Here is a 24,683-nt window from a genome sequence, read left to right as displayed (position 1 = left end):
CGGCCACCGCCCTGACCTGCTCCAAGAAGCTCGCGAGACTTGCCACGTGAGACAATCTCTTACGAAACACGCCTTAGGGCAGCAAGCAGGGCACGAGCACGACGGTACACGGCAAACTCCGTTCCACGCCGACGGGATATTGATGCTAGCAAATTAGTTGTCCTCGGAACACACCGTGTCACTGCCGTTGCAGTGCGTCCAGTTGCGCAGCAGGGCAACTCGCCAGGTGCGGACGCGGTCGTCCAGCTCGTCGCTGCCGAGCAGGGCACGCAGCGTCGGGTGGAAGCAGCACCAGCCGTCCATCGCCATGTCGAGCGAGATGCCCACCTCACGGCCGTCCAGCGCGCCGACGAGCAGCGCGGCGCTCAGGCGACGGGTCCTCCCGGCTGCCTGGCCGCCGTCGCGATCGACGGAGTACGCCCGCCCCACGCACTCCCCGTCCGGCGCGTCACCGATGCCACACCGGCGCAGGTGCCGCAGGTCGCCCAGTTGCCGCCGGGACAGCGGCCGGGCACGACCGGCGACGGCCAGCACCTCGTCCAAGCCCGAGAGCAGGCTCTCGTCCGCCGCCGGGGACCGGTGCGGGAAAGCCAGCCGCACCGTCAGATTGACAGAAGCCGACAGCCGTCCCGTGGGAGCGTCACCGGCGGAGGCAGCGGGAGCACTCGCCGTCGTGGTCGCGGCACACCACGCAGCGCCACCGGTTGATAACGTGACCGCGACACCGGCCGGTCGGCGTCGATGCCCTGGGGAGGGTCAGGCATGTGGGCGGACGAAGCCGCGCTGGACGAGGCCACCCGTCGGCTCGACGACTGGGAAGCGTCCATCGCGACCCGCGCGGCCCGGGCCAAGGAGCTGGCTTCGCAGGTGCAGGCGACGCGCGGCACGGCGACCAGTCCCGATCGGACGGTCCAGGTCACCGTCGACTCGTCGGGCCTGCTGGTCGACCTGCGGCTGGACGAACGCACCCGACAACACTCCGCGGCGCACACCGCCCGGCAGATCCTGGACACCACCCGGGCCGCCCACACCGACCTCCTGAGCAGGATCACCGAGGCGACCACGGGCATCCTCGGTGCCGAGGATCCGACAGCAGCGGCGCTGGTCGAGTCGTACCGCCGTCGGCTGGATCCCGACCGAGGCACGCCGGATGCCCGGCGATGACGGCATCCAGGTCGACCCCGACGGCCTGATCCGCCACGCCGCACGCCTCGACCGCCGCGCCAACAGTCTCGACACCGCCCGCCAGGCCGGCCAGCACGTCCGGTTGGGCACCGAGGCGTATGGGCGGCTCTGCGCGGTCATGCCGATGCTGCTCGACGGCCTCCAGCAGACCCTGGTCCAGGGCATCGGCACCGCGGCCGGCTCGGTGCGCGACACGGCCGACAGACTGCGGACCGGCGCCGACCGCTACCGTGCCTCCGACGCCCGGTCCGAGCAGTCGTTGCAACGGATACGGAATAGCCGGTGACCACCAATCCGCTCGTCGCCACGGCCGCCGAGGCCCCGCCCAGCGCCTGGGCCGGCATCTGGATCTGCGAGGACATCGAACTCATCGCCCAGGGCGTCCGCAATGGCAGCTGGATCGACGGCACCCTCGGCGTCGTCAGCGCCGGCCTGGACGCCCTCGCCTTCGTCTCCGACCCGGTCGGCGCGCTGCTCCAGTACGGCATCGCCTGGCTGATCGAACACGTCAAGCCGCTCAGCGAGGCACTGGACTGGCTCGCGGGCGACCCGGCGCAGATCACCGCCCACGCCCAGACCTGGCGCAACGTCGCCGCGTCGCTGCGCAGGGAGGCCGCCGACCTGGCCGCCGCCGTCCGCACCGACGTCGCAAGCTGGGGTGGCGGCGCTGGCCCCGCCTACCGCGCCTGGGCCGCCGAGCAGCAGCAGGCCATCGGCGGGCTGGCCCAGGGCGCCGACACCCTCGCCGCCATCACCGAAGGAGCCGCCGGCCTGGTCGCCGCCGTCCGGCTGCTGGTCCGCGACGCCATCGCCACCTGCGTCTCCCGGCTCATCGTGTACGCGGGCGAACTGGTCGTCACCGGCGGGCTCGCCGCGCCGCTGGTTCTGGAGCAGGTGACGACGTTGGTGGCGTCGTGGGCGGCGCGGATCGCGCGGCTGCTGCGGGGGCTGCTGGCGAGCCTGCGGCGGCTGATGCCGCTGATCCGGCGGCTCGGCGACCTGATCGAGAAGCTGAAGCACGCGCTGAGCCGACTTGGACGGTCGGGGGCCGAACCAGACGCCCTCAATCGGGTACGTCGGAGAGGGTCCGGGCCGCGAATGCCCATGACGATGGAGTCAGTGCACGCCATCGCCGCGAAGTACGGCATCAACCTGTCCGGCGTACGGCTGACGATCAACAACCGCCTCTCGGGTCTCTGCGGAGTCACCCGCGCGGATCTCTCGGTAATGCTCTGCCGGGAGGCCTTCCGCAGCGAAGAGGACCTCGCGCGCACGCTTGCCCACGAGCGCTTCCACGTCTCGGAGCTTCGAGAGGGCCGCCCCTACCCCACCAGAGAGCACGACTTCGAGGCTTTCGAGGATCGCGCCTATGCTCACGAAGAGCAGTGGTGGAACAGCCACCCGGTGAGGCCGGAGGAAACCAACTGATGGCCACCTTTGAGCAGTGGCTCGACGCCTACGACATCGTCTACCGAGCCCTGCCCGCCGCGTCGGACCAGCCGTGCCCGAACTGCCGCCGTCAAGCTCTGCGGCTTGTTTTCACCGGGCCGTCCGGGTCCGGGTACGGCTATGCATCCTTCTGGTGTGACGCCTGCCTGGAAGGTATTCATCTCTCGCGGGTGCCGGTCCCAGCTGGGATCGTGGCGCGCTCCCTCGCTGATGCACCGGAGACACGTCGACCAACCGTCCCCAACTACCGCGTGGTCAGCTAGCGGTTTCGGCTCAGGGCGAACCCCGACGACGCTCACAACACGGGTCAGCGAGTGACCGGGGCGGCACTTCACCGGACGCTGGTCTATTGGCCTCACCGGGGTAGGCGGCGGGAGCAGGCGCCGTCGTGGTCGGCACGGAGCAGGCAGCGCCGGCCGCCGGGCATCCGCAGATCACAGAAGACCCGGTGACGCACGTGCTGGTTGTCCTCTTCCGAAACGGTGATCTCCCCCGGGTCGGTCTGCGGCAGCACCAGCAGCCAGCGGCTGATCACCCGGGCCAGCCGCTGCGCGGCTGGCAGGTCGGCGGCGGCGACGGGCAGGTGGACGACGTACCGCTGGGTCATGCCTGGTTTGCCCGGTCGGCGCGGGCGCGGGCCTGCTCGGACTGCCAGCGGCGCAGCGCGTCCTTGATGACGGCGGTCTCCCGGCGGCTGGCGGCCAGGGCGGCGTAGACGTTGGCCATGTCGCCGGCGACGCGGTCGAGGAAGTCGTAGACGTCGGCCGGTTCCAGGCCGCGGCGTCCGAGCCCGACCGACCTGAAGCGGCGCTCGCGCACCTGCCATGGCAACAGACTGGTGTACGCCGACGAGCGGTAGGTCGCTCCCGGTCGCTGGTTGCGGACGCTCATCTGCCGCCTGCCTCTCCCTCGTGGACTGGAAGGGGTGGCCCGTCCGCCCTCCCCGCGCGCACGGGCCACCCCGCCCTGCCGCCGCAGCTTCGATCAGCGGTACGACACCAGGGCCTGTGGTCATCCTGTGACGGTGCGCAGCGTCAAGGCAACGTTCCAGGAATCCGCCGCCGCCCACCTCCGTCAGTACGAGGAGACACTGATCCCCGGACTGCTTCAGACTCGCCAGTACGCCCTCGGACTCGCCCGACTCGACCGCCCTTCGCTCAGCGAGGAGGAGCGCGAACGGGCCGTCGAGGTGCGGCGGCAACGCCAAGGCCTGCTCACTCGACGGCTCCCCCAGCCGCCGCAGCTCGATGCGATCCTGTCGGAGGCGGTACTTCGCCGCGCCGTCGGTGGTCGCGGCGTGATGATCGGGCAGCTCGGTCAGCTCCTGGAGGTCGCCAACCTGCCCAACGTCAGCGTGCGGGTGCTGCCCTTCGCCGCCGGACCGCACTCCGGCGCGGTCGCCGGCTCCTTCGTCATCCTCGACTTCCCCGCAACGAGAGGCGGTCGGGCTGCGCCTGAGCCGTCAGTCGCCTACAGCGAGTCCCTGACCGGAGCGCTCTACCTCGACAAGCCCGACGAGTTGGCCGCCTACCGGGCCGTCTGGAAGAGCCTCGATTCGCTCGCCCTCGATGAGGCACAATCGACCGACATGATCAAAACGATCATCGGGGAGTTGCGGCATGACTGACCTGACCGGCGCCGTCTGGCGCAAGAGCACTCGCAGCGGCGGCAACGGTGGCAACTGCGTCGAGGTCGCCACCAACCTGCCGGGCGTCGTCGCCGTTCGCGACTCGAAGGACCAGGCCGGTCCCGTCCTCATCTACCAGCCCGCCGTGTGGTCGGCCTTCATTTCAGCAGTGGTGGGCGGACCTGCCGCACCCGTGGACTGCGGCTGAAGTACGGCGTCGCGCGCAATCGCTATTCGGCGAGCTCCCTCTGACATGCCTGCGCCTGCTCGCGGCACTGCTGAGCGAGACTCTGATCGCCGCCTGACTTCTCCAGATGGCTTGCCAGTGCCTCGAAATCGTCCCGAGCCATCCGATAGTCCCCGGCGAGGAAACGGAGATCGGCGAGGTCGATCCGGACCGCCAGAACCTGTGGGTCGTCCGCTCCGCGAGTGTCGCGTGCCGACATGAGTATGCGCTCCAGGACCTCGACGGCCTGCATGAAGCGTTCCTCTTCGGCCAACTCCCGTGCCCGGTCGTGCGACGCCGTCAAATCGTGGTGGCTGCTCGGCGTCAGCATCGGGCCTGGCCACATGGAAACCGGAGTATCCGTTCGACCCGCCCTACCGACAGCGGCTGGCCTGTCGTCGAGGAACGGCGCGAGGAGCCGTCCCACCTCGACTGCTGTTGTGGGGCGGTCGGTCGGCTTCTTGCCGAGCAGACAGTAGATCAGGTGCGCCAGATCATCTGGCACATCGGGCCGGTACTCGCTGACGATGGGAATCGGGGACCGGAGGTGCCGGCGCAGCAGGTCCGGCGCATTCGTGGCTTCGTACGGTGGGCTTCCGGCAAGCATCTCGAAGAGGATGCATCCGAGCGCGTACAGGTCCGCACCAGGACCGACGGCATCACCTGCGGCTTGCTCCGGCGCGATGTAGGCCGGCGTCCCCAGCGTGTGACCGGTGGCGGTCAAGCGGGACGCCTCCGCAGGACCGAGTAGGGCGGCGACACCAAAGTCCAAGACCTTGACCGCCCCCGAGGGCGTGATGATCAGGTTCTGCGGTTTGAGGTCGCGGTGCACCAAGGAGGCAGCGTGAGCGGTGGCGAGCACGGAACTGATCTGGGCGGCGATTGAAGCCGCCTCGCCCACGGCGAGCTGCTCCTGCTCGGCGATGTGGTCGGCCAGCACACAGCCCCGGATGAGCTGCATGACGATGTACAGGTCTTCGCCGTGCTCGCCCAGGTCGTGGATGACGGGTACGCCGGGATGGTCGAGCCGCGCCGTGACACGTGCCTCTCGCCGGAACCGCTTCACGGCAGTAGCGCGTTCACCCTCCGGTACCTCCATCTGACGCAGGAACTTGACGGCCACCGGCCGGTCGAGCCGCTCGTCGTAGCCCGCCCAGACCTGGCCCATTCCGCCGCGTCCGATCGGGTATGTCAGCTCGTACCGGTCACCGATACGGTCCCGCGCCTGCACGTCGCCCCCAATACGTCATACCGACCCCCGCTACAGCGGAGGCCGGGCAGTCACGTCAGCTGTCGCTGAACCAGCCGGCTGGTGAGGAACGGGCTTGGCGTCCAGTGCCAGAACACGACCAGCTCGTCCCGGGGGCGGGTCGCGGCGACGAAGAGCAGCGACCGGTCCCGTTGGCGCTCGCGCTGGTAACGCTTGGGGTCGCTGTCCCGGTAACGGCTGATCATCTGACGCGGCACAAGCCCATCCGACACACCAGCGATGATCATGCGCTGGTACTCCAGCCCCTTGAACCGGTGCATCGTCCCGACGTGGATGCCATCCGGCTGCCTCGGCCCGTCCGGTCCGATTTCCACGGCCGGCAGGCCCTCCGCCTGCAGACGCGCGATCACGTCGCCGGCCAACTCCTTGGTGGGCACACAGATCGCGACCGAGCCGTTCGTCGGGTTTCCCCATGTCGCCAGCTGGTCGACGATCATGTCCCGCTCCTGCGCCCAGGTCGCCGTCCCACGAAAGGTCGGCCGGCCGCCCCGCAGCAGCGAGCGGTAGCCGGCCAGGTCCTCCTCGCCACCGTCGAGGTCGTCGTAGACCTCACCGGTCATGATCTGCAACGCGTCGGCAAGGATCTGCCGGGTGGTGCGGTAGCTCAAGGTCAGACGCGAGGACCGACCGCGGATGTTGACGCCGAGGCTGCTCAGCGTGACGTGGTTGTCGTAGATGCGTTGGTGGGTGTCCCCGGTGAGGAACATGTCGTCGGGGCCATGAGCGACCATGGCACGAAGCATCTTCCAGTGGGCGGCGCTGAGATCCTGCGCCTCGTCGACGACGACGTGGCGGTAACGCGGGCGGTGGAAGCCGCCGGATGTTTCTCCGGTGGCGCCGGCGGCGGCCGCACGGTCCATCTCCAGGCGTGCTGCCCGCTGGGCCACCTGACGCCAGGTCCAGAGACCACGGCCCTCGAGCCAGGTGGTGAACCGCTCGGTCAGCTGCCAGATCTGGTCCCGTTCGACTCGGTTGAGGCTGCGACCGCGGTTGGGGCGGCGGGCCTTGAAGTAGTCGGTGCGGGAGTTGAGCACCTGGCCGAGAATCACCTGGGTCCACTCCGCAGACAGGAACTCCGCATCCCAGCCGGATTCGCCCGTCTCGACGAGGAACTCGGCCCACAGCTCGGGGACCTTGTTGTCGTCGACGACCCGCCGGCTGCCACCTGCCTTCGCCTCGGCCACAACCCGGCTGGCGAGCCGGTCGATGTTGACGATGTCGACCCGCGACACGAGCTCCTGGCCGCCGAGGGCCATCAGGCGGGTCCGCAAATCGGCGGCGAGGTTGCGATTGAAGGTGGTGAGCAGGATGGGCTTGTCGGCCCCGGGGGGTAGCTGCCGGGCGAGGTGCGCCACCCGGTGCAGGGCAACGATGGTCTTTCCGGTGCCGGGCCCTCCGCCGACACGAGCAGGGCCGTTGTACTTCTTCTCCACCAACTTCCGCTGCGTCGGGTGGAGGAAGATCTGCCACCGCTCGAATGCCTCGCCAAGCATCGCCTGCAGCGCCTCGTCGTCGGAGGTCACCTGGGTGGCGGGCCGCTCCACGGCGGCTTCGAAGTCCTCCGGGTCGACCGGCTCGTCGGCGCGGACCGGGTCGGTGACCTGCTGGAGCACCTCGTCGTACGGGGTGCCGTCGAAGAGCGCGAAGAGCACGTCGGTGGTGAGCTGCGGCGCCCGGTCAAGCAGTTCCAGCAGCTCGGCTTCGGTGGTGAGGTTCCGGATCTGGGGCAACAGCGGCTCGGACACGCCGAGCTCCAGGAGCTGCGCGTCGGTGTACGTGTCGAAGAGCGGCTTCTGCGTGGGCTCCGGCTCGGCTTCGGGCGGGACCACCCGGCCGATGATGCTGTCGCCGACTGGCGCCAGGTCGACGACCTCGATGCCACCGGTGATCCGGTTGATCCGGTAGGCGTAGCGGGTGAGGTCGTCGTACACCTCGCCGCGGTGCTTGACCGCGACGAGCAGGTAGTCGCGTTCGGCGATGTGCAGCAGCAGCGCACGGTAGTCCTTGTTCACCCGCGCGGACATCAGCCGGGAGTCGCCGTTGAGCGACTTGAGGTTGAGCCCCGGGTTGTCCGGGTTGTGCCGGAACTTGTGCATGAACTCGTACACCGCGCCGATGTCGGCGCGGGTGAGCTTCATGACCTCCTTGTCGGCGCGGTCCAGCATCCGCAGGGTGGTTGCTCCGGTGCTCATCGACGTTCCTCCCCGCTCGTCGCCCTGATTTCCGCCGCCAACTCGTCAACCGACCATTGCTGAGCGGTACGGGCGTGCCAGCCCGCCTCCGCGTACGCCCGGTCGCGGTCCTCCGTCTCCGGATCGTCGGAGGGGCCGGTGAGCACGATGGCGATCCGCCGGTCGGGCCAGGCCAGCTCGGCCTGCCAGCCCTGGTCGCCCAACTCGTAGCCGACGACCGGTGCGGGCAGATCCTGCCGGGCGAGCTGCTGGACGAGATGGTCCAGAGTGTCTTCGGCCGGATCCAGGTAACGCAGGACGTCCCGCCACGGCGACTCCTTGTCGAGCGTCTCGGGGTCGGCGGCCACCGGCTGCGCCACGACGCCGAGCCACGTCGCCGTCTCCTCGTCGAGCGGCAGTGCGCGTTGAGTCAGCACAAGACCGGTGCCCTCGGTGACCGCCATCGAGGCCGGCTCGAAGGCGTCGAGAGTAGACACGGCGAGCTGACCTGCGTCACCGCCACCATTGCCGAGGAACTGGATGACGTTGCCCCAGGCCAACCACGCGGCCCAGCGTTCCTTGTGGCCCGCATCGGCCACGGCAGCCGGCAGGTCGTCCAGGACGGTCAGCGCCGACCACGTCGGCAGTGGCTTGCTTCGCCCGTCGACGACCATAGCCACCGGACAGTCGGCGTGGTCCCAAGCGCGGGCGATCATGATTTTTCCTGCAGTCGGCCTGGGCAAGGGCTCTCCGCGCAGTGCAGCCAACAGCCGCTCTGCCACCCCGCTGGAGTCGGTGGCGGTATTGTCCCGAGCCTGCCTGAGCATGCCTGCCAAGGTTGCTTCCGCACGACGCTGCCAACGGGTGAGGTCGGGATCCGCGAGGAATCGCATCAGCTGCTCGATCGGGTTGACCCAGATGGTCTCCTCGAGCTCGTCCGGGTCGGCGCCGGGGAGGAACTGCCGATATCTCTCCCGGGCAGCCTGCTTACTGACCCCGCCGTACGGGGTCCACTGCCCCAGGCCGTCCGCGCTACCCCAGGTCTTGACGTCGTCCCAGGTGGCGGCGAAGACCAGATAACCGTGCGCCCGCAGCCGGGCCCGCTTCTCCGCGTCGTCCGCGAGCCGGTTGTGCTGGGACGAGGCGTGGTACTTGAATCCGTCGAGGTATACAGCCACCTCGGGCGACGGGGCGTCGAGGCGCTTGAAGTGGACGTCGGGACGAGTGCCTCTGACGGTGTTCTGCAGCTTCATCTGCCAGTGGGTGACGCCCTGACCGTTGTCCCGGACGAACCGCAGGTCGGCGAGGCGGGCACCGTCGTGGTCGGTCCGCCGGTCGGTTCTCAGGCCCGAGCCGGGTGTCTCCCCAAGCGCCAGCAGCTTGGTGAGGAAACGCATCTCCAACTCGCTCTCCACCTGGTGGATCAGCGAGATCTCGTCCGTACGGGTGCCCTCCTCGACGTCCCAGTTGTCGAGGAGCTTGTCCAGCATGCCCAACGCCTCGTCGCGGCTCATCAGGGCGAAGTGCTCGTTACGCGCATGCCGCAGGAGGCAGCGGTGACACACCGCCCTACCTTCGTGCCGGCAGACGCAGTCGGCGATCCGCTGCCGTGCCAGTTCCAGGATCGCGCGGAACTCCTCCGGCTTGGCGAGGCGGTGCAGATAGCCGGTGCCCTGCGGCTGAGTGTCGAAGACGACTACGAAGTTGCGCGTCCCGTCGCTCTGCCCGTCCGGCATGGTGGCCGACACGGCCTGGAGGTGCGCGGGGTCGCCGCCGTACTGCGCGGCGATACCGAGGCGGATGGCGGCGGCGAACGACGCGACGCGCTCCTGCACCACGGCGGTCGCGGCGGGGATCAGGATACGCAGCGCCTCGGTTTCCAGTTCGTGAGCCAGGATCAGGTCGACATGGGCGTCCGGGGCGGCCGGCGAGCGCCGGTAGGGACACCACGGCCGGTGGTGCTCGGCGCCCTTGACGACGGTCGCCCCGGAGGTCTCCGCGGCGAGTTGTTGGCTCATGGCGGGAACGCCATCGACGGTGGTGCCCCCACAGGAGGTGCAGGTGTGGAACCGGTTGATCCGCACCTCCTCGCCGGCGAAGAGTTCAGCCGCCCGGTCGTAGCGCTGGGCACCCAGGTTGAAATGACGGATCATCGCATGCCGGCTGTAGTCGACACCGAAGGTGTCATGGGCGTGCCGCCAGGACGAATCGACCCTGGCCGGGTCGACGTCCACGGCGACGGTGGTGGCGTAGAAACGCCGGTCCCGATCGTCGCTGTCGTCGCGGATGCGGGCGTCGTCGCGCTTGTCACGGCTGAGCACCCGGGTCGGCTGGAGGACCTGGAACAGTCGTCCGTGATCGGCGATGCCCTGGTCCAGACAACGTGGGCAGGCGCTGGTGTCCTCCTTCGCCAGGTGCGTACGGACGTAGCCGCACTGGGCGCAGATCCGCCACTGCTCGTACGCCGGACGGTCCGCCGGACCGACGTCGAGCCCCGAGATCTCGTGTTTGTAGCCGCGCACGTAGTAGCTGTTGCCGGGGGCGATCTCGACGAGCGCCTGGCGGGCAGGGCGCGCGTACTCGCGGAGTTCGCTGTGGAACCGCCGGTCACCGTCGGCCTTGTCCTCCCAGGTCAGGGTGGCTTCCAGGTCGGTCCGGTTGTCGATGAGCGCGTAGTTCGGCAGCAGACCGAACTCGACCAGGGTGCCGTGGGCGGCAGCCCCGCTGACCTCCCGCAGCCGGCGACGGACCGCACCTTCCTCCGCCTTCAGCATCTTGATCTCGCGGGCGTGGTCCGGGTCGCTGGGCACCAGCGTGCCCCGGGCGGTGGCGAGTTCCTGCATTCGACGGCGCAGGTCGGCCAGCCGAGACTCCCAGACCTCGTCGGCTTCCTTGACCCGGTGGACGATGCCGTCCACCGCGAACTCACGCAGTTGATCGGCGGCGGCCCGCAGGACCTTGTCGCCGAAGAGGGTCAGGAACTCCTCCGCCAGCCGGCTACCGTCGCGACGACCAGCCTCGGCGAGGCCAGTCAGCCAACCGGTCGGACCGAACAGCACGTGCGCCCGCCGTGGCATCGGCAACACTCCGGCCAGGCGCCCACGGGCGGCCAGATCAATCAGGTGGGCGAGGTACTGGCGGCGCAGGATCTCCACGGCGGAAAGGAAGCAGCCGGGCGGGACGATCTGGCCGGCGATCATGTCGCGCGGATCGGTGAGGTAGTAGCGGTCGCGCTCGGTTCGCCCGACCAGGGTCAGCACCAGCGCGTTGCCGCTCTTGCGGCCGGCGCGACCCGCCCGCTGAACGTAGTTGGCCGGGCCATGCGGGAGCGACGCCAGGACCACCGCCGACAGGGCGCCGATGTCGATGCCCATCTCCAGGGTGGGCGTACAGGAGAGCACGTTCGGGTCGGTGTAGCGCTCGCCGTCGCGGAACTGCTTCTCCACCGTTTCTCGCTGGGCGCGGGTGAGCATGCCGGTGTGTTCGCCGGTGACCACCCGGAACACCGGGCTGTCCAGGTAGAGCCGCCGGTAGTAGTCGTCGGCAGCGGTGTCGTCGTGGACGGCCTGCAGTTGGCCTCGGCAGCGGTACTGGCGGCACGGCTGGCCGATCCAGTCGGCAACTCGGTCGGGATGCTCCGTCTGCTGCCAGTGGCAGGTGTCGCAGCCGACTCCGGCCGCCGCAGCGGACGCGTCGTCGAGCCGGGTCACCCGTAGGTGGCCGGGCATCAGCCCGTACACCGTGTTGCCGTCCTCGGTGTCACCGGCGGCGACCACGTCGGCGGCGGCAAGGGCCGGCAGCAGCCGGGTGAGGAAGCCGGCCGCCTCGCCGTGGTCGAGGCCGAGACAGCGCGACGTCCAGTCCTGGTACCAGTTGCCGCGCGCGGTGATCACGTCGAACTCCGAGCGGGACTTCGGCGTCGCGAGCAGGAACGTGGGAGCGGACAGCCCTTTCGGGAACGCGGGCATGCCGGCGGGGCGACCGCCCCAGACCTGCCACCGGGTGCCACCGCGCCTCAGGTACGGCACCAGCCACTCGTGGTAAACGGCACCGCGGGTACGCAGCCGTTCCAGCAAACCGCGGAGGAAGGCAAGGTAGCGGGCGTCGTCCGGCGGCGCTCCGTCGAGGCGGCCGGGCCCGGTCAGATGGACGTCCCGGCAGATCGCGGCAGCTCCGGCGGGGTCGTCGAGGGCTACCTCGACGGCGACGCTGCGGGTCAACTCCAGGGTGCGGCCCTGGCGGGAACGCAGCCCGGTCTCCATCACGGTGGCGAAGACGAGCCGCTCGCTGATCAGCTCCCAGGTCTCCCGGCTGCCGTTGTGCTCACCAGCGAGCAGGCTGTCGACACCGGGCTGGTCGTGCAGGTCCGGCGGCACGACGGTGGAGAGGATCTCCGGCTGCGCCGCCGCCTCTATCATCTTGGCGAAAAGATCGTCGAGCCCGATCGACTCCCCCGACGTCAGTCGGCTGGCGAGCAGGGAGCGCAGCGAGAACGAGTAGGACCGGTTGGCGACGAATCCGGCGCGGTGTGCGGCGTCCTGGACCGAGTCGTTGAAGAGCAGCGTCTTCTTCTCGGCCTCGTCGAGCTCCCCACCGGTGAAGAGCTGCGTGATCGCCACCGAGGCGAGGGTCGCCAGGCCGGCGCCGAGGAAGCGGATGCCGTGGTCCAACTCGCAGGACGGGCAGCGGTCCTTCTCGGCACCGTCGATGTCGAGAACGTCGCCGAGCACGACGATCGCGTCGTCGGTGGGCTTGCGGTCGCGCTGCTCGTCGAAGGGGCGCACCCGACGGCCGTACTCCAGAACCAGCAGGCCACGGGAGCGCTGGCGTACCTCGTCCCCGGTCGCGGCGATCAACGCGCGGACCCGGCGCTTGTCTCGACCGACGCTGGCTCGGTAGATCTTGTCGGGGTCGGTCTCCAGCTCCTGCGGGTCCTTCTCCGGCGACAACGCCATCCAGCCGGAGCGGCCGCAGTGCCGACAGTAGATGGCCGGCAACCGTGGGTAGCGGTTGTCGGCCACGACCACATCGGCGTCGGTGGCGTACGGGTCCAGTTCACGCGGCGCTTCGCCGTACCAGCCGAATGCGGCCTGGTGGCAGGTGCCGCGCAGCAGGCGGGAGACCGCGCGTACCCACAGGTGGGTTTCGATGTTGAGCAGCGGGCGGCCGGGAACTTCCGGGTTCTGCGCGACGGAGAGCAGGCCGACGAACCGGGCGAGAGCCTTCGCCGTGATCTCGGGCGGAGTCTTCATCACGCTGCCCCAGCCGGTGGCGTTCTTGCGGGGCAGCACGTCGATGATCTCGTTGAGGGTGCACGGCCTGGCCTGGAGCGAGTCGAGCACCGCCTTCGTCAACGGATGTTGACGCAGCAGATCACCAAGGCGCGTCGGGGCGTCGAGACAGCGCTCGCCGACGACCAACTCGGCGACCTCGGCCATCATCGCCTCGGGGTCGCGGTCGTCGACGGCCGCGAGCTGCTCCGAGGTAGGCAGCGGCAGGCTGAAGTCCTGGCGGGCGATGAACTCCCCGGCCTCGTACCGGTCCTCCCCCACCAGCGATCCCGGGTCGAAGGGGATGCCGAAGACCTGCTCGGCGACCTCACGGATCGCGGTACGACCGTCCCGGCCACCGCCCTCACCGAGCGTGGCGGAGGTTGCCACCGGGCAGATCGGCCCGAGAGGCCGCTCCGGCTCGTCGAGGTCGAGCGCGGCGGCGAGCCGGCGCAGCAGCATCGCCACGTCGGTGCCCTGCGCGCCGTCGTAGGTGTGGAACTCGTCCAGCACCACGTACGCCGGCTCAGCGCCCTCCCAGAGCGGCAGGTCGTCGGCGCGCTGAAGCAGCAGGTCCAGCATCTTGTAGTTGGTGATCAGGATGTCCGGAGGGGTACGGCGCATCTCCGACCGCTTGGTGAAGACGTGCGGGTACTCGATGGCCGCGACGTCGCCGATGTAGAGACCGGCGGTCACCTGGCTGAGCGCCGGGTCGGACAGCAGCTCGTTGATCCGCTGCGTCTGGTCGGTCGCGAGGGCGTTCATCGGGTAGAGCAGGATCGCCTTGACCCCGGCCTTCCCGTGCTGCCTCTGCCGCCGGCAGTGGTCGAGCACCGGGATCAGGAACGACTCCGTCTTGCCCGAGCCGGTGCCGGTGGTGATCAGCGTCGGCTCGGCCGCCTTGCCCTTCGTTGACAGCCGGGCGAACGCGTTCGCCTGATGCAGGTAGGGCGTGAAGTCCGCCGGCGCCCAGTCCAGGCTCGCGCGCCAGTTCCCCGCCGCCGGGCGGAAAGGGGTGCGGATCCGCAGGTACGGGCCACGGAAGATGCCCTGTTCCGGGTGCGAGAGGAAACCCTCCAGACCCTGGCGTACGCCGTCCTCGGTCAGACCGAAGGTGGTGGTCAGGTACTGGGTGAGGGTCCGACGCAGCGTGTCGGCGGCGATCGTCGGTCTCATGAGCGGATCACCGCCGCATGCTACTGCACCCCCTGACCGGCTCTGAGCTGCCCGAGGGCCTGGAGCACGCATGAGTCAGATTCGCGACACCGCGAGCAGTTGGCGCGGACGTCTCCGCATTCCTGCCCGCAAGCGTCGATCCCTCCGATCCTGGCGGGCAGGCTGTTCATGCGGCTACCGGCTCCTCCCCGTCCCTGTCTTCGCTGGTGTCGAGACCGACCTCACGTGCTAGTTCGGTGGCAGTCATGCGTTGGTCCGCTGCCGCACGACCCGCATGGTCGAAGCGCACACCCTCGGCCTCCAATACCGTCCGTGGGTCGTCGCGGCGTTGGGGGTCGACCCAGCGGAAGTCTGCCGAGATCGCACCGTCGATCTTCAGAACGCGATGGGCGTTCGGCACCTGCACGCTGGCGAGGCGTCCAGCGACGGCGCGGTGGAATACGCCGACCACCTCGGCGATGTCCGAGTAGCTGGTCCAGCGACCAGCGGGGATGCTGGCGAGTGCCTGGTTCATGAGGGACCACCGTGGACTGGGTGGGGTCACCGCGGCCGATTCGTCGGGGCCCGGCCAGATGAGCAGGACACGGTCCGCGAGGGCTCGGCCTCGCGCGAGGATCTCCGTTCGCCCCCACCGGGGCGAGTCAGCGATCTCACGGTTCATCGCGAGTCCGCTGTCACGAAGGATCTTCTTCTTGGCCTCGAAACCATCGTTGGCCAGCTTGGGGTTGTACGCGGTCAGGCTGAGATTCCCGAGAGTGTGTACCAGAGAGCTGTGTAGTTCCTCCGCAGTCTCGTCGGCCTCCAGGTCGGGAGCCAACATCTCCCGCCACTCGTCCGTCAGGGACTGCGGCAACACGTGTTCGATGGTGACCTTCGCGGTATCGAAGTTGATAGGCTCCTTGTGCTCGAAGTCTTCCTCGATGCAGCGCAACACGTAGCTGCGCTGCGGACCGCGGCCTAGCCAGTAGAAGCTGTTCACGAGCACGGCGTCCCGGATGTACTGGTCGGTGGGGAACTTCTTCCGAACCCCCGACAGCGCCCGCGTGATCGCCTTTGCGGAGGGGACCTGTTCTCCCAAGTCCTTGACGAGCGACATCAGAATCCGGTTGGTATTTGCACTGGCGATACCCGCGATCATGCGACGGACCAGATAGCTCTCGACGACCCGTAGCGCATCAGCGGCTTCGACCGAACTGAGGCGGCCCGCCTCGTGCGCGAGCAGGACGTAGAGTGCGATGGGGTGAACCACGGCCGCACCCCACCGGTCAAGCCGGTCCAAGGCACGCCGCAGGATCGGATCGGCGACCTCGCCCGGCGCCAGAATCTTGCGGAACAGGCGAGCCTTGTGGTGAAGATCGATGATCCACTCTTCAATCGCAGCCTCACCGGACAATTGGCCGAGTCGCAGCTGCTGCGATTGGTAGATCGCCTCCTGGGTGGCACGATCGTCGCCACGGAGCACCAGATCCAGCCAGACCAGCTCCTCAAGCTGCTTATCCGTAAGCAACTCCTGAAGCGGCAGCCAGTGCCGTTCGTATACGTGATCACCTCGAGCGGGTAGACGCATGAAAAGGTAGTTGCGCAGCAGGTCCGCCTGAGTGAGCGGCTGACCGGTGTAGTTCAGGGACTCGAAGATGCGGTGAACGTTGTCGTCTGGATGCGCCGCGATTTCCACGAGGCTTAGCCTCGCCGCTACCGCCTGTTCGATCCGAATCAGATCATGGTCATCGTCCGAATCATCGGCCTGAACGAGCGCCGCTCGGAAAAAGCGATATGCCTCTCCGATCCGGTCCTCACCACCGGCACCAGGATCTCTTTCCACGAGGGCCAGCCACGCGGCTCGGTCGGCCTTCGTAGGTAAGAGCGTGTACCGCTCCATTCCCGACGCATATTTGTTGAATAGGTACATATCGTCGATCTTGGCTGCCAGCTGTGCATCAGACTCCCGAACATGATCCCGGATCGCACACAGAAGGATACTGAGTGTAGTCAGCCGCTGTTGGCCGTCGACGACGAGCCAGCTCTGCACGCCGGTCGGCGTATTGGCCGGACTAGGCGCGAGGACCACTGAGCCGAGGAAATGCGTGACGTTGTCATTCACCTCCGTCACCCGCATGACGTCAGCCCAGACCTGCGCGAGATCCCTTCGCTTCCAGCTGTAGCGGCGCTGATAGAGCGGAACGACGTACTGCTTCTCACCTTGCAGTAGGTTACGGACGGTCGTCTCGTTCGCCTTCAAGTGATCTCCCCCAGGATGCAGCTCGGCCGCGCCAGCACGGAAGCCGTGCCCATACTGCTACCGTCCATTGCAGACGGTGTCAACGAGACCGTACGAATACTGGCCAATCGACCGGCGCGACGAGGGAGTGCTGTCGGCTGGCGCGACCGAACGGTCCTCGTCGTCCGACTCGCCACGAGCGGTGATGGCGTCGACCCCCGGCGGTGGCGTGACTCGGCGGTAATGGACAGGTGTCGCGCCGCACGCCGTCAGGTGTGGCTGCTGCCGAAGGAGATGCCTCCGTGGACGTCGCGGGCCTGCACGACGGGTCCGGCGACATCGCCGGACACGGTGTTCGTCACGTCGCCCGCGTGGTTCGCGACGACGGCCCGGACCTGGGCGTAGCGGGCGCGGAACTCCGCATCGAAGGCGGGGTCGCGCTCCGCCTCCTGCTCAAGGAGGGTGGCGAGACGACGAGCGGTGTCCGGTGCGGGTGGGTGCCGGCCGACGTCGACCAGTTCCTGCACGGCGGCCTCGCCGCGAAAGCGACGCCGGAGGAACTCGGTCAGGTCGGTCACGGCCGACCGGGCGCCCTCGGCGAGATTGGTGGTCGCCCAGGCGACAAGCGTCGTCGCCGCCGTGAGCATGAGCGGGTCGTCCACTACGCACCTCCAGTTTCGCCACGACGGTCGGCATCCGACCGGATTCGCATCGATCCAGCTAGCTCAATGTTACTATCCGCATCTACGCCACCACTTTGCGGGAGGTCGTCGTGAGCGCACGCCGGTGGGAAGCGGACCCCTCCGCCCAGCTCAGTCGCCGTTGGGGCAAGTCGTCGCACGAGCTGGGCAACACCTCCGGAGACGGCAGTTGCCCCGACATCTGGGAGCTCAGCAACGGCGATGTGGCGGTGATCGGGCAGGATCTGACCGACAGCTACCGAGATCAGCTTCCCGACGGAGTCTCCGTCGACCCCGGCGAACGGCTTATCATCATCCCTCGATCGACCATGATCGCGGCGAAGGTGGACATCCCTGATGCGTGAACTCCTCGGCGGAGACCCTGGTGAACTGCTGGCCCTCGACGCCTACTGGGCCGATTTCGAGCAGCGGTTCTGGAAGACCGGGCCGCCAGGGTTCTGGAAGCTGGAACGGCAGCAGACGTTCCAGGAGCCGAACGACGAGGGCTGGCAGGCGTTCGCCGGCGGCCGGTGGCAGGACTCGCTGCGGATCCTGGAAGCGCGACGTCCCGAGTTCGAGGACTACTACCGCCGCATCGCCGACAGCGGGTTCGCCACGCGGCGCGTACGCGTGGTCCAGGAGCCGCTTACTCCGTACCTGCAGTGGGAGCTGCACGTGCTGCGGTTGCGGCACGTGTACGGCGGCCTGACCCGGGTCGTGGGGCCGGACCGGATCGCCGGAGCGGAGATGGACGGGCCGCTGCCGGAGATATACACCCTCGGCACCGACGTGATGTACGAGGCGGTCTACGACGCCAACGGCGTGCTGGAAGCCGCCCGGCGCTGGCGCGACCCGGCGGTGGTGGCCGGGTGTCAGGAGTTCATCGAGTCGCTCTACCACGATGGCGAACCCCTGGACGAGTACTTCGCGCGCGCGGTGGCACCACTGGAGCCTCCGCAGCTGGACTGACCGATGGTCGGCAGCGACGACGACCGCCAACCGGAGCAGGTCAACCGGTCCACGGTGTCCGGATCCGCCGACCTCGTGCAGGCCCGCGACGTGTACGGCGGGGTCCACTTCCACTCCGGAGGCCCCTCCCGCGCCCATCCGCCGCCCCGCCAGCTGCCCGGTGACGTACACGGCTTCGTCAACCGGGTCGAGGAGCTGGGCTCGCTGAACCGCCTTCTCGTCGACGAGGCCGTCCGCGCCACCCTCATCGTCATCTGCGGCACGGCCGGCGTGGGCAAGACCGCGCTGGCTCTGCGGTGGGCGCACGCCGTACGCGAGCGGTTTCCCGACGGGCAGCTGCACGCGAACCTCCGAGGCTACGACCCGGGGCAGCCCAGCCGGCCGGAGCAGGTGCTCGACCGGTTCCTGCGGTCGCTCGGCGTGCCGCCGTCCGCAGTCCCCGCCGATCTGGAGGATCGCGCTGCGCTGTACCGCTCCCGGCTGGCCGACCGGCGGGTCCTGGTGCTGCTGGACAACGCCGCCACCGTCCGGCAGGTACGTCCGCTGCTGCCGGGCACAAGCAGTTGCCTGGTAATCGTCACCAGCCGGAGCATGCTGTCCGGTCTCGTCAGCCGCGACGGTGGCCGCCGCCTGACGCTGCGGATGTTGTCCGAGGACGATGCGGTGACGCTGCTGCGGGACGTGACCGCGGACTACCGCACCGGCGACGATCCGCAGGAGTTGGCCGAACTGGCCCGGCTGTGCGCGCGGCTGCCGCTGGCGCTGCGCATCGCGGCCGAACGGGCGGCAAGCCGACCGTTCATGCCGCTGAGCGAGCTGATCCAGGACCTGCGGGACGAGTCGGCGCTCTGGGACGCCCTCACCGCAGAGGAGGGCGAGGAGGCCGACGCCGTACGCACGGTCTTCGCCTGGTCCTATCGGGCGCTGGACGCCTCGGCGGCCCGGCTGTTCCGGCTGCTCGGCCTGCATCCCGGCCCGGATGTCGGCGTGCCGGCCGCCGCCGCGCTCGCCGGCGTGCCGGTCGGGCAGGTCCGGCAGCCACTCGACGCGTTGGTGCGCGCCCACCTGCTGGAGGAGAGTGCGCCAGGCCGCTACCAACTGCACGACCTGTTGCGCGCGTACGCGGTGGATCAGGCGAGGCATCTGGAAGGTGAGGAGAGCCGCCGGGCGGCGCTGAGCCGGGTCGTCCGCTTCTACCTGCACACGGCAGACGCCGCGCTGGGCCGTACCCTGCCGTTCTACCGGACGGTCCCGCTGGACCCACCACCCGACCTCACACCGCTGACTTTCGTCACCGCCGGCGAGGCCGACGCCTGGTTCACGGTCGAGCAGGACAATCTCGTCGCCGCCACCCGCGCCGCCGCCGAGACCGGCTCGCCCCGGGTGGCCTGGCACCTGGCGGTCCTGCTGCGCAGCGTCTTCATGCACCGCAACGTCTTCGACGCATGGTTCGCCACCGGCCGGATCGGTCTGGCAGCGGCGCGGTCGCTCGGCGATCGGCGGGCGGAAGCCGAGGCGCTGGAGAGTCTCGGGAAGGCGCACTTCCAGGCTCGCCAATTGGTGGAGGCAGCGGAGCACCACCAGGCTGCCCTGGCGATCCGACGGGAGATCGGCGACGAGCATGGCACGGGGGTGTCGATCAACGCACTGGGGCTGCTGGCCCTGCGGCATCGGCGGCTCGCCGATGCGCTCGGGTACTTCGGCGAGAGCCTGGCGATCTTCACCCGTCGCGATGACCGGCGGTGGCGGGCGCTGCTGTTGAGCAATCTCGCGGAGACCCGGTACGAGTTGGGTGACCTGGCCGAGGCGGTGCCGCTGCTGAAGCAGGCGTTGGCGGTGCAACGGGCCATCGACGACCGGGGGCAGGAGGGCAACTCGCTGTTCTTCCTCAGCATGACACTGCGCGAGCTCGGCCGTACCGACGAGGCGCTGGCCGCGATCGAGGCGGCGCTCGCCATCGCCGAGGATGGTAGCCCGGTGTGGTTGGCGCACTGGCTGGTCGAGTACGCCCGCGTGCAGCGCGTCCTGGGCCGGCCGGACGCAGCGCTGGAGGCGGCGCACCGGGCGGCCACGGTCCAACGCCGGCTGGGTGACCGCAGCCGGGAGGCGATGGCGCTGGACGAGACCGGCGAGGCGTACCGGGGGTTGGGGCGGCCGGAGGAGTCGGTTGCCTTCCACCGGCGGGCCGCCGCGGTCCACCGGCAACTCGGTGACGGCTGGCAGCTCGCGCTGGCCCTGGACCACCTGGCGACTGCACTGGCCGAGACCGGGCACACCGAGGAGGCGGAGCGCCATCGGCAGGAGGCGGTCGACCTGCTGTCCGCGTTCCCTGACGCTCGGGCGGTACGGCTACGCCAGCGCATCGCGGCGGCCCGCCGAGGCGCCGCCAGCTGAACATTGGCCGTCACCTCTACGGGCAGCGGTTTCGGGCGACCATTGATCTGGTCGGCCCGGAGCGCCATGCTCCCGGCGAGGACCGCGCGGACGGCCGACGCCGCGACGCCCCGAATCGGCGCTGTCCGTCTCGACCTCAGAAACTCCTGAGCCCGGCCAGGTCGACCCCGTCACGAGTCACAGGGCGAGAGCGTCGACCGGACGAGCTGTCGCAGTGCATGCAGCCGTACCCGACTGTCGGCAGACCACGCCGGCCCACCTCGAAGCGGACAAGCATGCGGGCGCAGCGTCCGCAGTCGTCGCCGAGCTGCCCGCTGCCCGGTGCGATGCCGGGCCGTCGCCGCTGTGCCCGCCGCACCGCGTCGGCGAACCCCGCGTGCCGGGTGCGGAGGACGACACCGGGGTCCGGGCCGAGCAGCGAACCGGTCGAGGTCCAGACCACGTCGTCGATGACGGCACTGGATTCCAGGATCGGCGTGCACGGGCGGATGTTCACGCCCCCACGTCTGGCCTCCATCGCCTCCGCCGAGAGGTATCCGTCGGGGTCCGGTTCGACCCAGACCGTCACCGGCTCCGTGTCGACGTCCTGCTCGGCGATCAGCTTCAGTGAGGGGATCAGCGGTTTCAGGCCGAGCAGTGGTGCGCGGGGCAGCCACATGTCCACCGATCTGGCGTCCGCCAGGTCGGCGACCAGCAGTTCGATGATGTCGTGGGTCACCCGGCGGGTCACCGACGCGTTGTGGAGCGCCTCGTCCGCCGTGAGGATCCGCCCCCGCTCGACCAGCCGCGCGAAGAACCGCCGCACCGCGTCCCTGGCGGTCCGCTGCCGGTGCAGTTGGTCCAAGGCGGCGACGACCACGAGGTGGTCGCGGGCGCGGCTGGCCGCCACGTTGAGCAGCCGGGCGCCCGTGCCGCCGGCCTCGCCCTCGGTGAACCAGCGGTGCAGCGGGCGTACGCCGCGGCCGGTGTCCACCGTGTCGTAGACGACGATGTCCCGCTCCCCGCCCTGGAACCGGTGCACCGTCGAGGCGGCCCAGCCCACCTGCTCTGCCTCCGGGAGCAGTGACTCCAGCAGACCGGCCTGCGCGGCGAAGGGTGAGATGACACCGAGGCTGGCCACGTCGCCGCCCGAGCCAGCGACGAGCCCGGCGATGAGCTGCGCGTGCATCAGGTTGTACCGGGAGGACATGCCCTGCTTACGGGCGGTCCGTGCGCCCAGCTGCGAGGTGTCGAGCAGGACAAGTTCCCCGTCGGCCCAGTCCGCGCAGCTGGGTCGTGGTCTGGTGGACACCTTCGGTCCGGTGATCAGTGGACTCTCCGGATAGAACGCCTCGCTCACCACGTGGTTGATGTCGCTGCGCATGCGGTACTGCTCGGTGAGCGCCGCGAGTCGACCCGGCGTCGTCCTCCCGCCGACCGCGAGGTCCACCGCGGCCTTCTCGAACGGGCTCTTCAGCAGCCACTCCTGGGCGGCCGGCGTGTCGGCGACGACGACCGGCGGCAACTGCCGGAAGTCGCCCGCGACGATGGTGTGTCCGCTGCCTGCGCCCGCCACGAGCATCGCCAGCGCCGTCGTGGTCATACTCGCCTCGTCGAGGATCACCACGTCGAAGGTGAGTTCGCGGAGCGTCCGCAGCACCACCTGGTGCGAGGTGGCCGCCACAACCTCGGCCTCGCGGCACACCTGCCGGCGGACCTGGTGCAGTGCCTCATCGAGTTCCCGAATCGTGGCGGTCGCCTCGGCCAGACCACGCTCCAGGGTCAGCCGCTCCTCCTGATCGGCGTCGGTGAGGTTCGCGTGCCGCCGTTGCAGAGCCTTGAGCCGCAGCCGCAGATCGCGAATCTCCTGCCCCTCACGGACCCGCCTCCGAGCCAGAACCTCGCCACGCTTGGCGGCGATCTCGTCGATCAGGACGTGCCCGTCGGACCGCCCGACGAGGTCGGTGTCGGAGGGCTGGCCGAGCCGCACCAGCCCGCCGCCGGCGAGTTCGGGGATCTCCTTCAGGACGGACTTGACCGCGATGTCGACGGCGGCGTTGGTCGGGGCGGTGAGCAGAACGCGTAGCCCGCGTACGCACAGTTCCGCCACGAGGGTGCCGATGGTGGTGGTCTTCCCCGTCCCCGGCGGGCCCCAGAGCCAGGTGACACCGGGGGTGAGGGCGAGCTGGACGGCGTACCGCTGGCCGTGGTTGAGGTGCTCGGCCGTGACGGTCGGCAGGTCGTCCGGCACGGCGGCCCGGCTGGCGGTCAGCAGGGCGGCGGCCTCGGCGTTGAAGCCCGGCCCACCGTTGGTCAGCTCGCGGAGCCGCTTGCTCTGGGAGGAGAGCAACCAGGAGAGGTCGCAGCGCAGTACGGCCTCCTCCGGCACGGTCGCCCCGGGCGGCACCGACAGGGTCACCACGTTGCCGAAGACCGACACCACCTCGACGTCGATCGGCGTGCCGTCGACGACGAGCGTCGCCTGGGCGCCTTCGGACACCCCGAGGTCACCCTCGGCCTCGAACCGCATGAGCTTCCGGGAGGTGGTCTCCGCGACCACGACACCGCCGCTGACGGGTACGTCCTGGAGGGTACGCCGGTCGGTGACGGCCCGGAGTTCCTCGTGCAGCGCCCGGGTCGCTTGCTCGGCGATCCGTGGCCAGGCGGCGGGTACGGGACCGACCGGCGGGGTCGGCTCGTCCATGGGGACGCCGATGGAGGAGGCGAGCCGGCGGATCTCGGCGGCTGCGCGCCGGTTGCCGGCCGGGGCGGGCGGGCTCGGTTGCGGAGCGGCCGTCCCGGTCTCGACCGCCGGGGCGGCCCAGCCGCGTGGTTCCCAGATGTGGCCCCGCAGATCGGCGAGGCCGTGCGTCGTGCACGCGATGTAGAGGCCGCTGCTGTCGGTGCGTACGCCGGCCTGCCGCAGCGCGACGAGCAGATCCTCCTGCGGCATCGGTCCCTGCGACAGTGCCTGTCGTACGGCCGTGACGAGCTTCCGCTCCGCGCCGGCACCCATGTCGACCCCCGTCACCCGCGGTTTCGGCGACGGCTCCGCGCCGTGGCAGCGCCGCTGTCCCGCGCCTGAGATATGCAGGTGCCGGCGAGTGTTGTCCGGACCACATTAGGGGCGGAGGAGTCGGAGGTGACTGGCCCGACCGGGCACGATCGTCGGCGCGGACCGTAGGTCGGGCCCATCCCTTCGCGATCATCTCTGACCGTCCAGCCGATGACACGACCCGGTCCCGTCGGTGGGACCCACACCAACACCTGATCATGCCTTCGTCCGCCTCGGGCAGGATCTGGATCATGACGACGCACCACCCGACCACCCGGCGCCTGGTCTACGGCCACGCGCAGATGCACGACTGCCTCGCCTTCGCCGACGCGGACACCGCCGCCGAGGAGGCCGCCGAGATCAAGGCGATCGCCGCCGCCCGCACCTGGGGTGAGGCCCGGAGGATCCGGACCACCCACGTGTCGAACCCCGCCGACCCGGAGTACTACGACCCCGACGAGGACCCCGCGGACGACGAACCGTTCAACATCAACGAGGTGGGTTCGGTCCTGGAGGGAGACTGGCCACCGTTGGTGGCGGAACGGGCCTTCACGCTGCTGCCGAAGGATCTGCGCACACGCTTCGGTAAGCAGCAGGCCACCGTGCTCAACGGCGATCTGCTGGAGATCCCGCTGAGCGATGAGGCGGAACTGGTGGCCGAGCTGCGGCGGCGCGGCTACGAGGTGCACCGCGACGACGAGCTGATCAACGTGCTCGACGGCCGCAGCTTCAGCCCACTGGCCGGCTGACCCCAACTGCCCGCCCCGACCGCCGGCTCCGGCCGACCCGCCGGAGCCGGCGACGAATTCCGACCACCCCAAGAAACATGCAGGACCCCCATTGGTACGCCGACAATCGTCGCATGGGAATTGCGCGTATATGACTGTTGTCGGGACCGTCTTGTATGGTCAGACGCGTATCGCTATTGATGTAGTGGAGCCGCCGGAGAATCGCCGAACGGCAACGGTCCCACGTTTCAACGATGGCGTCGAGATGTAACACCGTGCAACACGG

Annotated in this window: 19 protein-coding genes; 10 read left to right on the top strand and 9 right to left on the bottom strand. The window is 69.4% G+C overall.

From position 1 onward, the window contains the following. Positions 1-153: 153 nt before the first annotated feature. Positions 154-600 (bottom strand): hypothetical protein, encoded by a 447-nt coding sequence (locus ACTMS2_RS25155; RefSeq protein WP_441177601.1) that lies wholly within the window; start codon positions 598-600, stop codon positions 154-156. A 162-nt stretch (positions 601-762) separates the two neighbouring features. Between ACTMS2_RS25155 and ACTMS2_RS25150 the strand changes: the two genes are divergently transcribed. Genes ACTMS2_RS25150 through ACTMS2_RS25135 form a run of 4 tightly spaced genes read left to right on the top strand, consistent with a single transcriptional unit; the run spans position 763 to position 2,897 of the window. After that, a complete protein-coding gene (locus ACTMS2_RS25150) occupies positions 763-1,164 on the top strand; it encodes a YbaB/EbfC family nucleoid-associated protein (RefSeq protein WP_441177600.1) in 402 nt (133 codons plus the stop codon). Beyond that, positions 1,151-1,471, top strand: coding sequence for a type VII secretion target (locus ACTMS2_RS25145; RefSeq protein WP_441177599.1), 321 nt, complete (start codon positions 1,151-1,153; stop codon positions 1,469-1,471). The genes ACTMS2_RS25150 and ACTMS2_RS25145 overlap by 14 nt, the downstream gene beginning before the upstream one ends. Continuing rightward, the gene (locus ACTMS2_RS25140; protein WP_441177598.1) at positions 1,468-2,613 is read left to right on the top strand and encodes a WXG100 family type VII secretion target; all 1,146 of its coding nucleotides are present in this window, start codon (positions 1,468-1,470) and stop codon (positions 2,611-2,613) included. Before ACTMS2_RS25145 ends, ACTMS2_RS25140 begins: the two co-directional genes overlap by 4 nt. After that, complete coding sequence (locus ACTMS2_RS25135; protein WP_441177596.1) at positions 2,613-2,897, top strand: hypothetical protein; 285 nt, start codon at positions 2,613-2,615, stop codon at positions 2,895-2,897. Before ACTMS2_RS25140 ends, ACTMS2_RS25135 begins: the two co-directional genes overlap by 1 nt. A 92-nt stretch (positions 2,898-2,989) precedes the next feature. Here the strand turns inward: ACTMS2_RS25135 and ACTMS2_RS25130 are convergent, their stop codons facing one another. Both ACTMS2_RS25130 and ACTMS2_RS25125 read right to left on the bottom strand, forming a co-directional pair. Continuing rightward, a complete protein-coding gene (locus ACTMS2_RS25130; RefSeq protein ID WP_101409735.1) occupies positions 2,990-3,241 on the bottom strand; it encodes a hypothetical protein in 252 nt (83 codons plus the stop codon). Further along, positions 3,238-3,525 (bottom strand): DivIVA domain-containing protein, encoded by a 288-nt coding sequence (locus ACTMS2_RS25125; RefSeq protein ID WP_350822760.1) that lies wholly within the window; start codon positions 3,523-3,525, stop codon positions 3,238-3,240. The genes ACTMS2_RS25130 and ACTMS2_RS25125 overlap by 4 nt, the downstream gene beginning before the upstream one ends. 133 nt (positions 3,526-3,658) lie before the next feature. On the opposite strand from ACTMS2_RS25125, the gene ACTMS2_RS25120 reads away from it, so the two are divergent. Both ACTMS2_RS25120 and ACTMS2_RS25115 read left to right on the top strand, forming a co-directional pair. Beyond that, positions 3,659-4,261 (top strand): DUF5753 domain-containing protein, encoded by a 603-nt coding sequence (locus ACTMS2_RS25120; protein ID WP_441177595.1) that lies wholly within the window; start codon positions 3,659-3,661, stop codon positions 4,259-4,261. Next, on the top strand, positions 4,254-4,469 hold the full coding sequence (locus ACTMS2_RS25115; RefSeq protein WP_441177594.1) for a DUF397 domain-containing protein: 216 nt from the start codon (positions 4,254-4,256) through the stop codon (positions 4,467-4,469). The genes ACTMS2_RS25120 and ACTMS2_RS25115 overlap by 8 nt, the downstream gene beginning before the upstream one ends. A 22-nt stretch (positions 4,470-4,491) precedes the next feature. Here ACTMS2_RS25115 and ACTMS2_RS25110 read toward each other — a convergent pair whose 3' ends face one another. The 5 genes from ACTMS2_RS25110 to ACTMS2_RS25090 all read right to left on the bottom strand — a co-directional run bounded on the left by ACTMS2_RS25110 (position 4,492) and on the right by ACTMS2_RS25090 (position 17,239). Then, positions 4,492-5,718, bottom strand: coding sequence for a serine/threonine-protein kinase (locus ACTMS2_RS25110; protein ID WP_441177593.1), 1,227 nt, complete (start codon positions 5,716-5,718; stop codon positions 4,492-4,494). A gap of 50 nt (positions 5,719-5,768) precedes the next feature. Then, positions 5,769-7,949 carry a UvrD-helicase domain-containing protein gene (locus tag ACTMS2_RS25105; protein ID WP_441177592.1) on the bottom strand — a complete coding sequence of 727 codons (2,181 nt, stop codon included), beginning with the start codon at positions 7,947-7,949 and terminating at the stop codon, positions 5,769-5,771. Further along, positions 7,946-14,374, bottom strand: a complete 6,429-nt coding sequence (locus tag ACTMS2_RS25100; RefSeq protein WP_441177590.1) for a DEAD/DEAH box helicase — start codon at positions 14,372-14,374, stop codon at positions 7,946-7,948. Before ACTMS2_RS25100 ends, ACTMS2_RS25105 begins: the two co-directional genes overlap by 4 nt. A gap of 166 nt (positions 14,375-14,540) precedes the next feature. Further along, positions 14,541-16,613, bottom strand: coding sequence for a GmrSD restriction endonuclease domain-containing protein (locus ACTMS2_RS25095; RefSeq protein WP_441177589.1), 2,073 nt, complete (start codon positions 16,611-16,613; stop codon positions 14,541-14,543). A 248-nt stretch (positions 16,614-16,861) separates the two neighbouring features. Further along, positions 16,862-17,239: a hypothetical protein gene (locus ACTMS2_RS25090; RefSeq protein WP_441177588.1), complete on the bottom strand. Its 378-nt coding sequence runs from the start codon at positions 17,237-17,239 to the stop codon at positions 16,862-16,864. A gap of 125 nt (positions 17,240-17,364) precedes the next feature. Between ACTMS2_RS25090 and ACTMS2_RS25085 the strand changes: the two genes are divergently transcribed. The 3 genes from ACTMS2_RS25085 to ACTMS2_RS25075 are packed head-to-tail and all read left to right on the top strand — an operon-like array spanning position 17,365 to position 20,635. After that, positions 17,365-17,637, top strand: a complete 273-nt coding sequence (locus ACTMS2_RS25085; protein WP_250100268.1) for a hypothetical protein — start codon at positions 17,365-17,367, stop codon at positions 17,635-17,637. After that, positions 17,630-18,241, top strand: coding sequence for a DUF6879 family protein (locus ACTMS2_RS25080; RefSeq protein ID WP_441177587.1), 612 nt, complete (start codon positions 17,630-17,632; stop codon positions 18,239-18,241). Before ACTMS2_RS25085 ends, ACTMS2_RS25080 begins: the two co-directional genes overlap by 8 nt. Before the next feature lie 3 nt (positions 18,242-18,244). Then, entirely contained in the window at positions 18,245-20,635 is a 2,391-nt protein-coding gene (locus tag ACTMS2_RS25075; RefSeq protein ID WP_441177586.1) for an ATP-binding protein, read from the top strand. A gap of 136 nt (positions 20,636-20,771) precedes the next feature. Here the strand turns inward: ACTMS2_RS25075 and ACTMS2_RS25070 are convergent, their stop codons facing one another. Next, positions 20,772-23,645 (bottom strand): DEAD/DEAH box helicase, encoded by a 2,874-nt coding sequence (locus ACTMS2_RS25070; protein WP_441177584.1) that lies wholly within the window; start codon positions 23,643-23,645, stop codon positions 20,772-20,774. 275 nt (positions 23,646-23,920) lie between these two features. Here ACTMS2_RS25070 and ACTMS2_RS25065 point away from each other — a divergent pair, with 275 nt between their 5' ends. Then, the gene (locus ACTMS2_RS25065) at positions 23,921-24,418 is read left to right on the top strand and encodes a hypothetical protein (protein WP_441177583.1); all 498 of its coding nucleotides are present in this window, start codon (positions 23,921-23,923) and stop codon (positions 24,416-24,418) included. Positions 24,419-24,683 lie beyond the last annotated feature (265 nt).

This window comes from Micromonospora sp. SD12 (genome assembly GCF_052068495.1).
GTDB classification, from domain to species: Bacteria; Actinomycetota; Actinomycetes; order Mycobacteriales; family Micromonosporaceae; genus Micromonospora; species Micromonospora echinofusca.
This window is presented reverse-complemented; position numbering and strand designations above follow the sequence as displayed.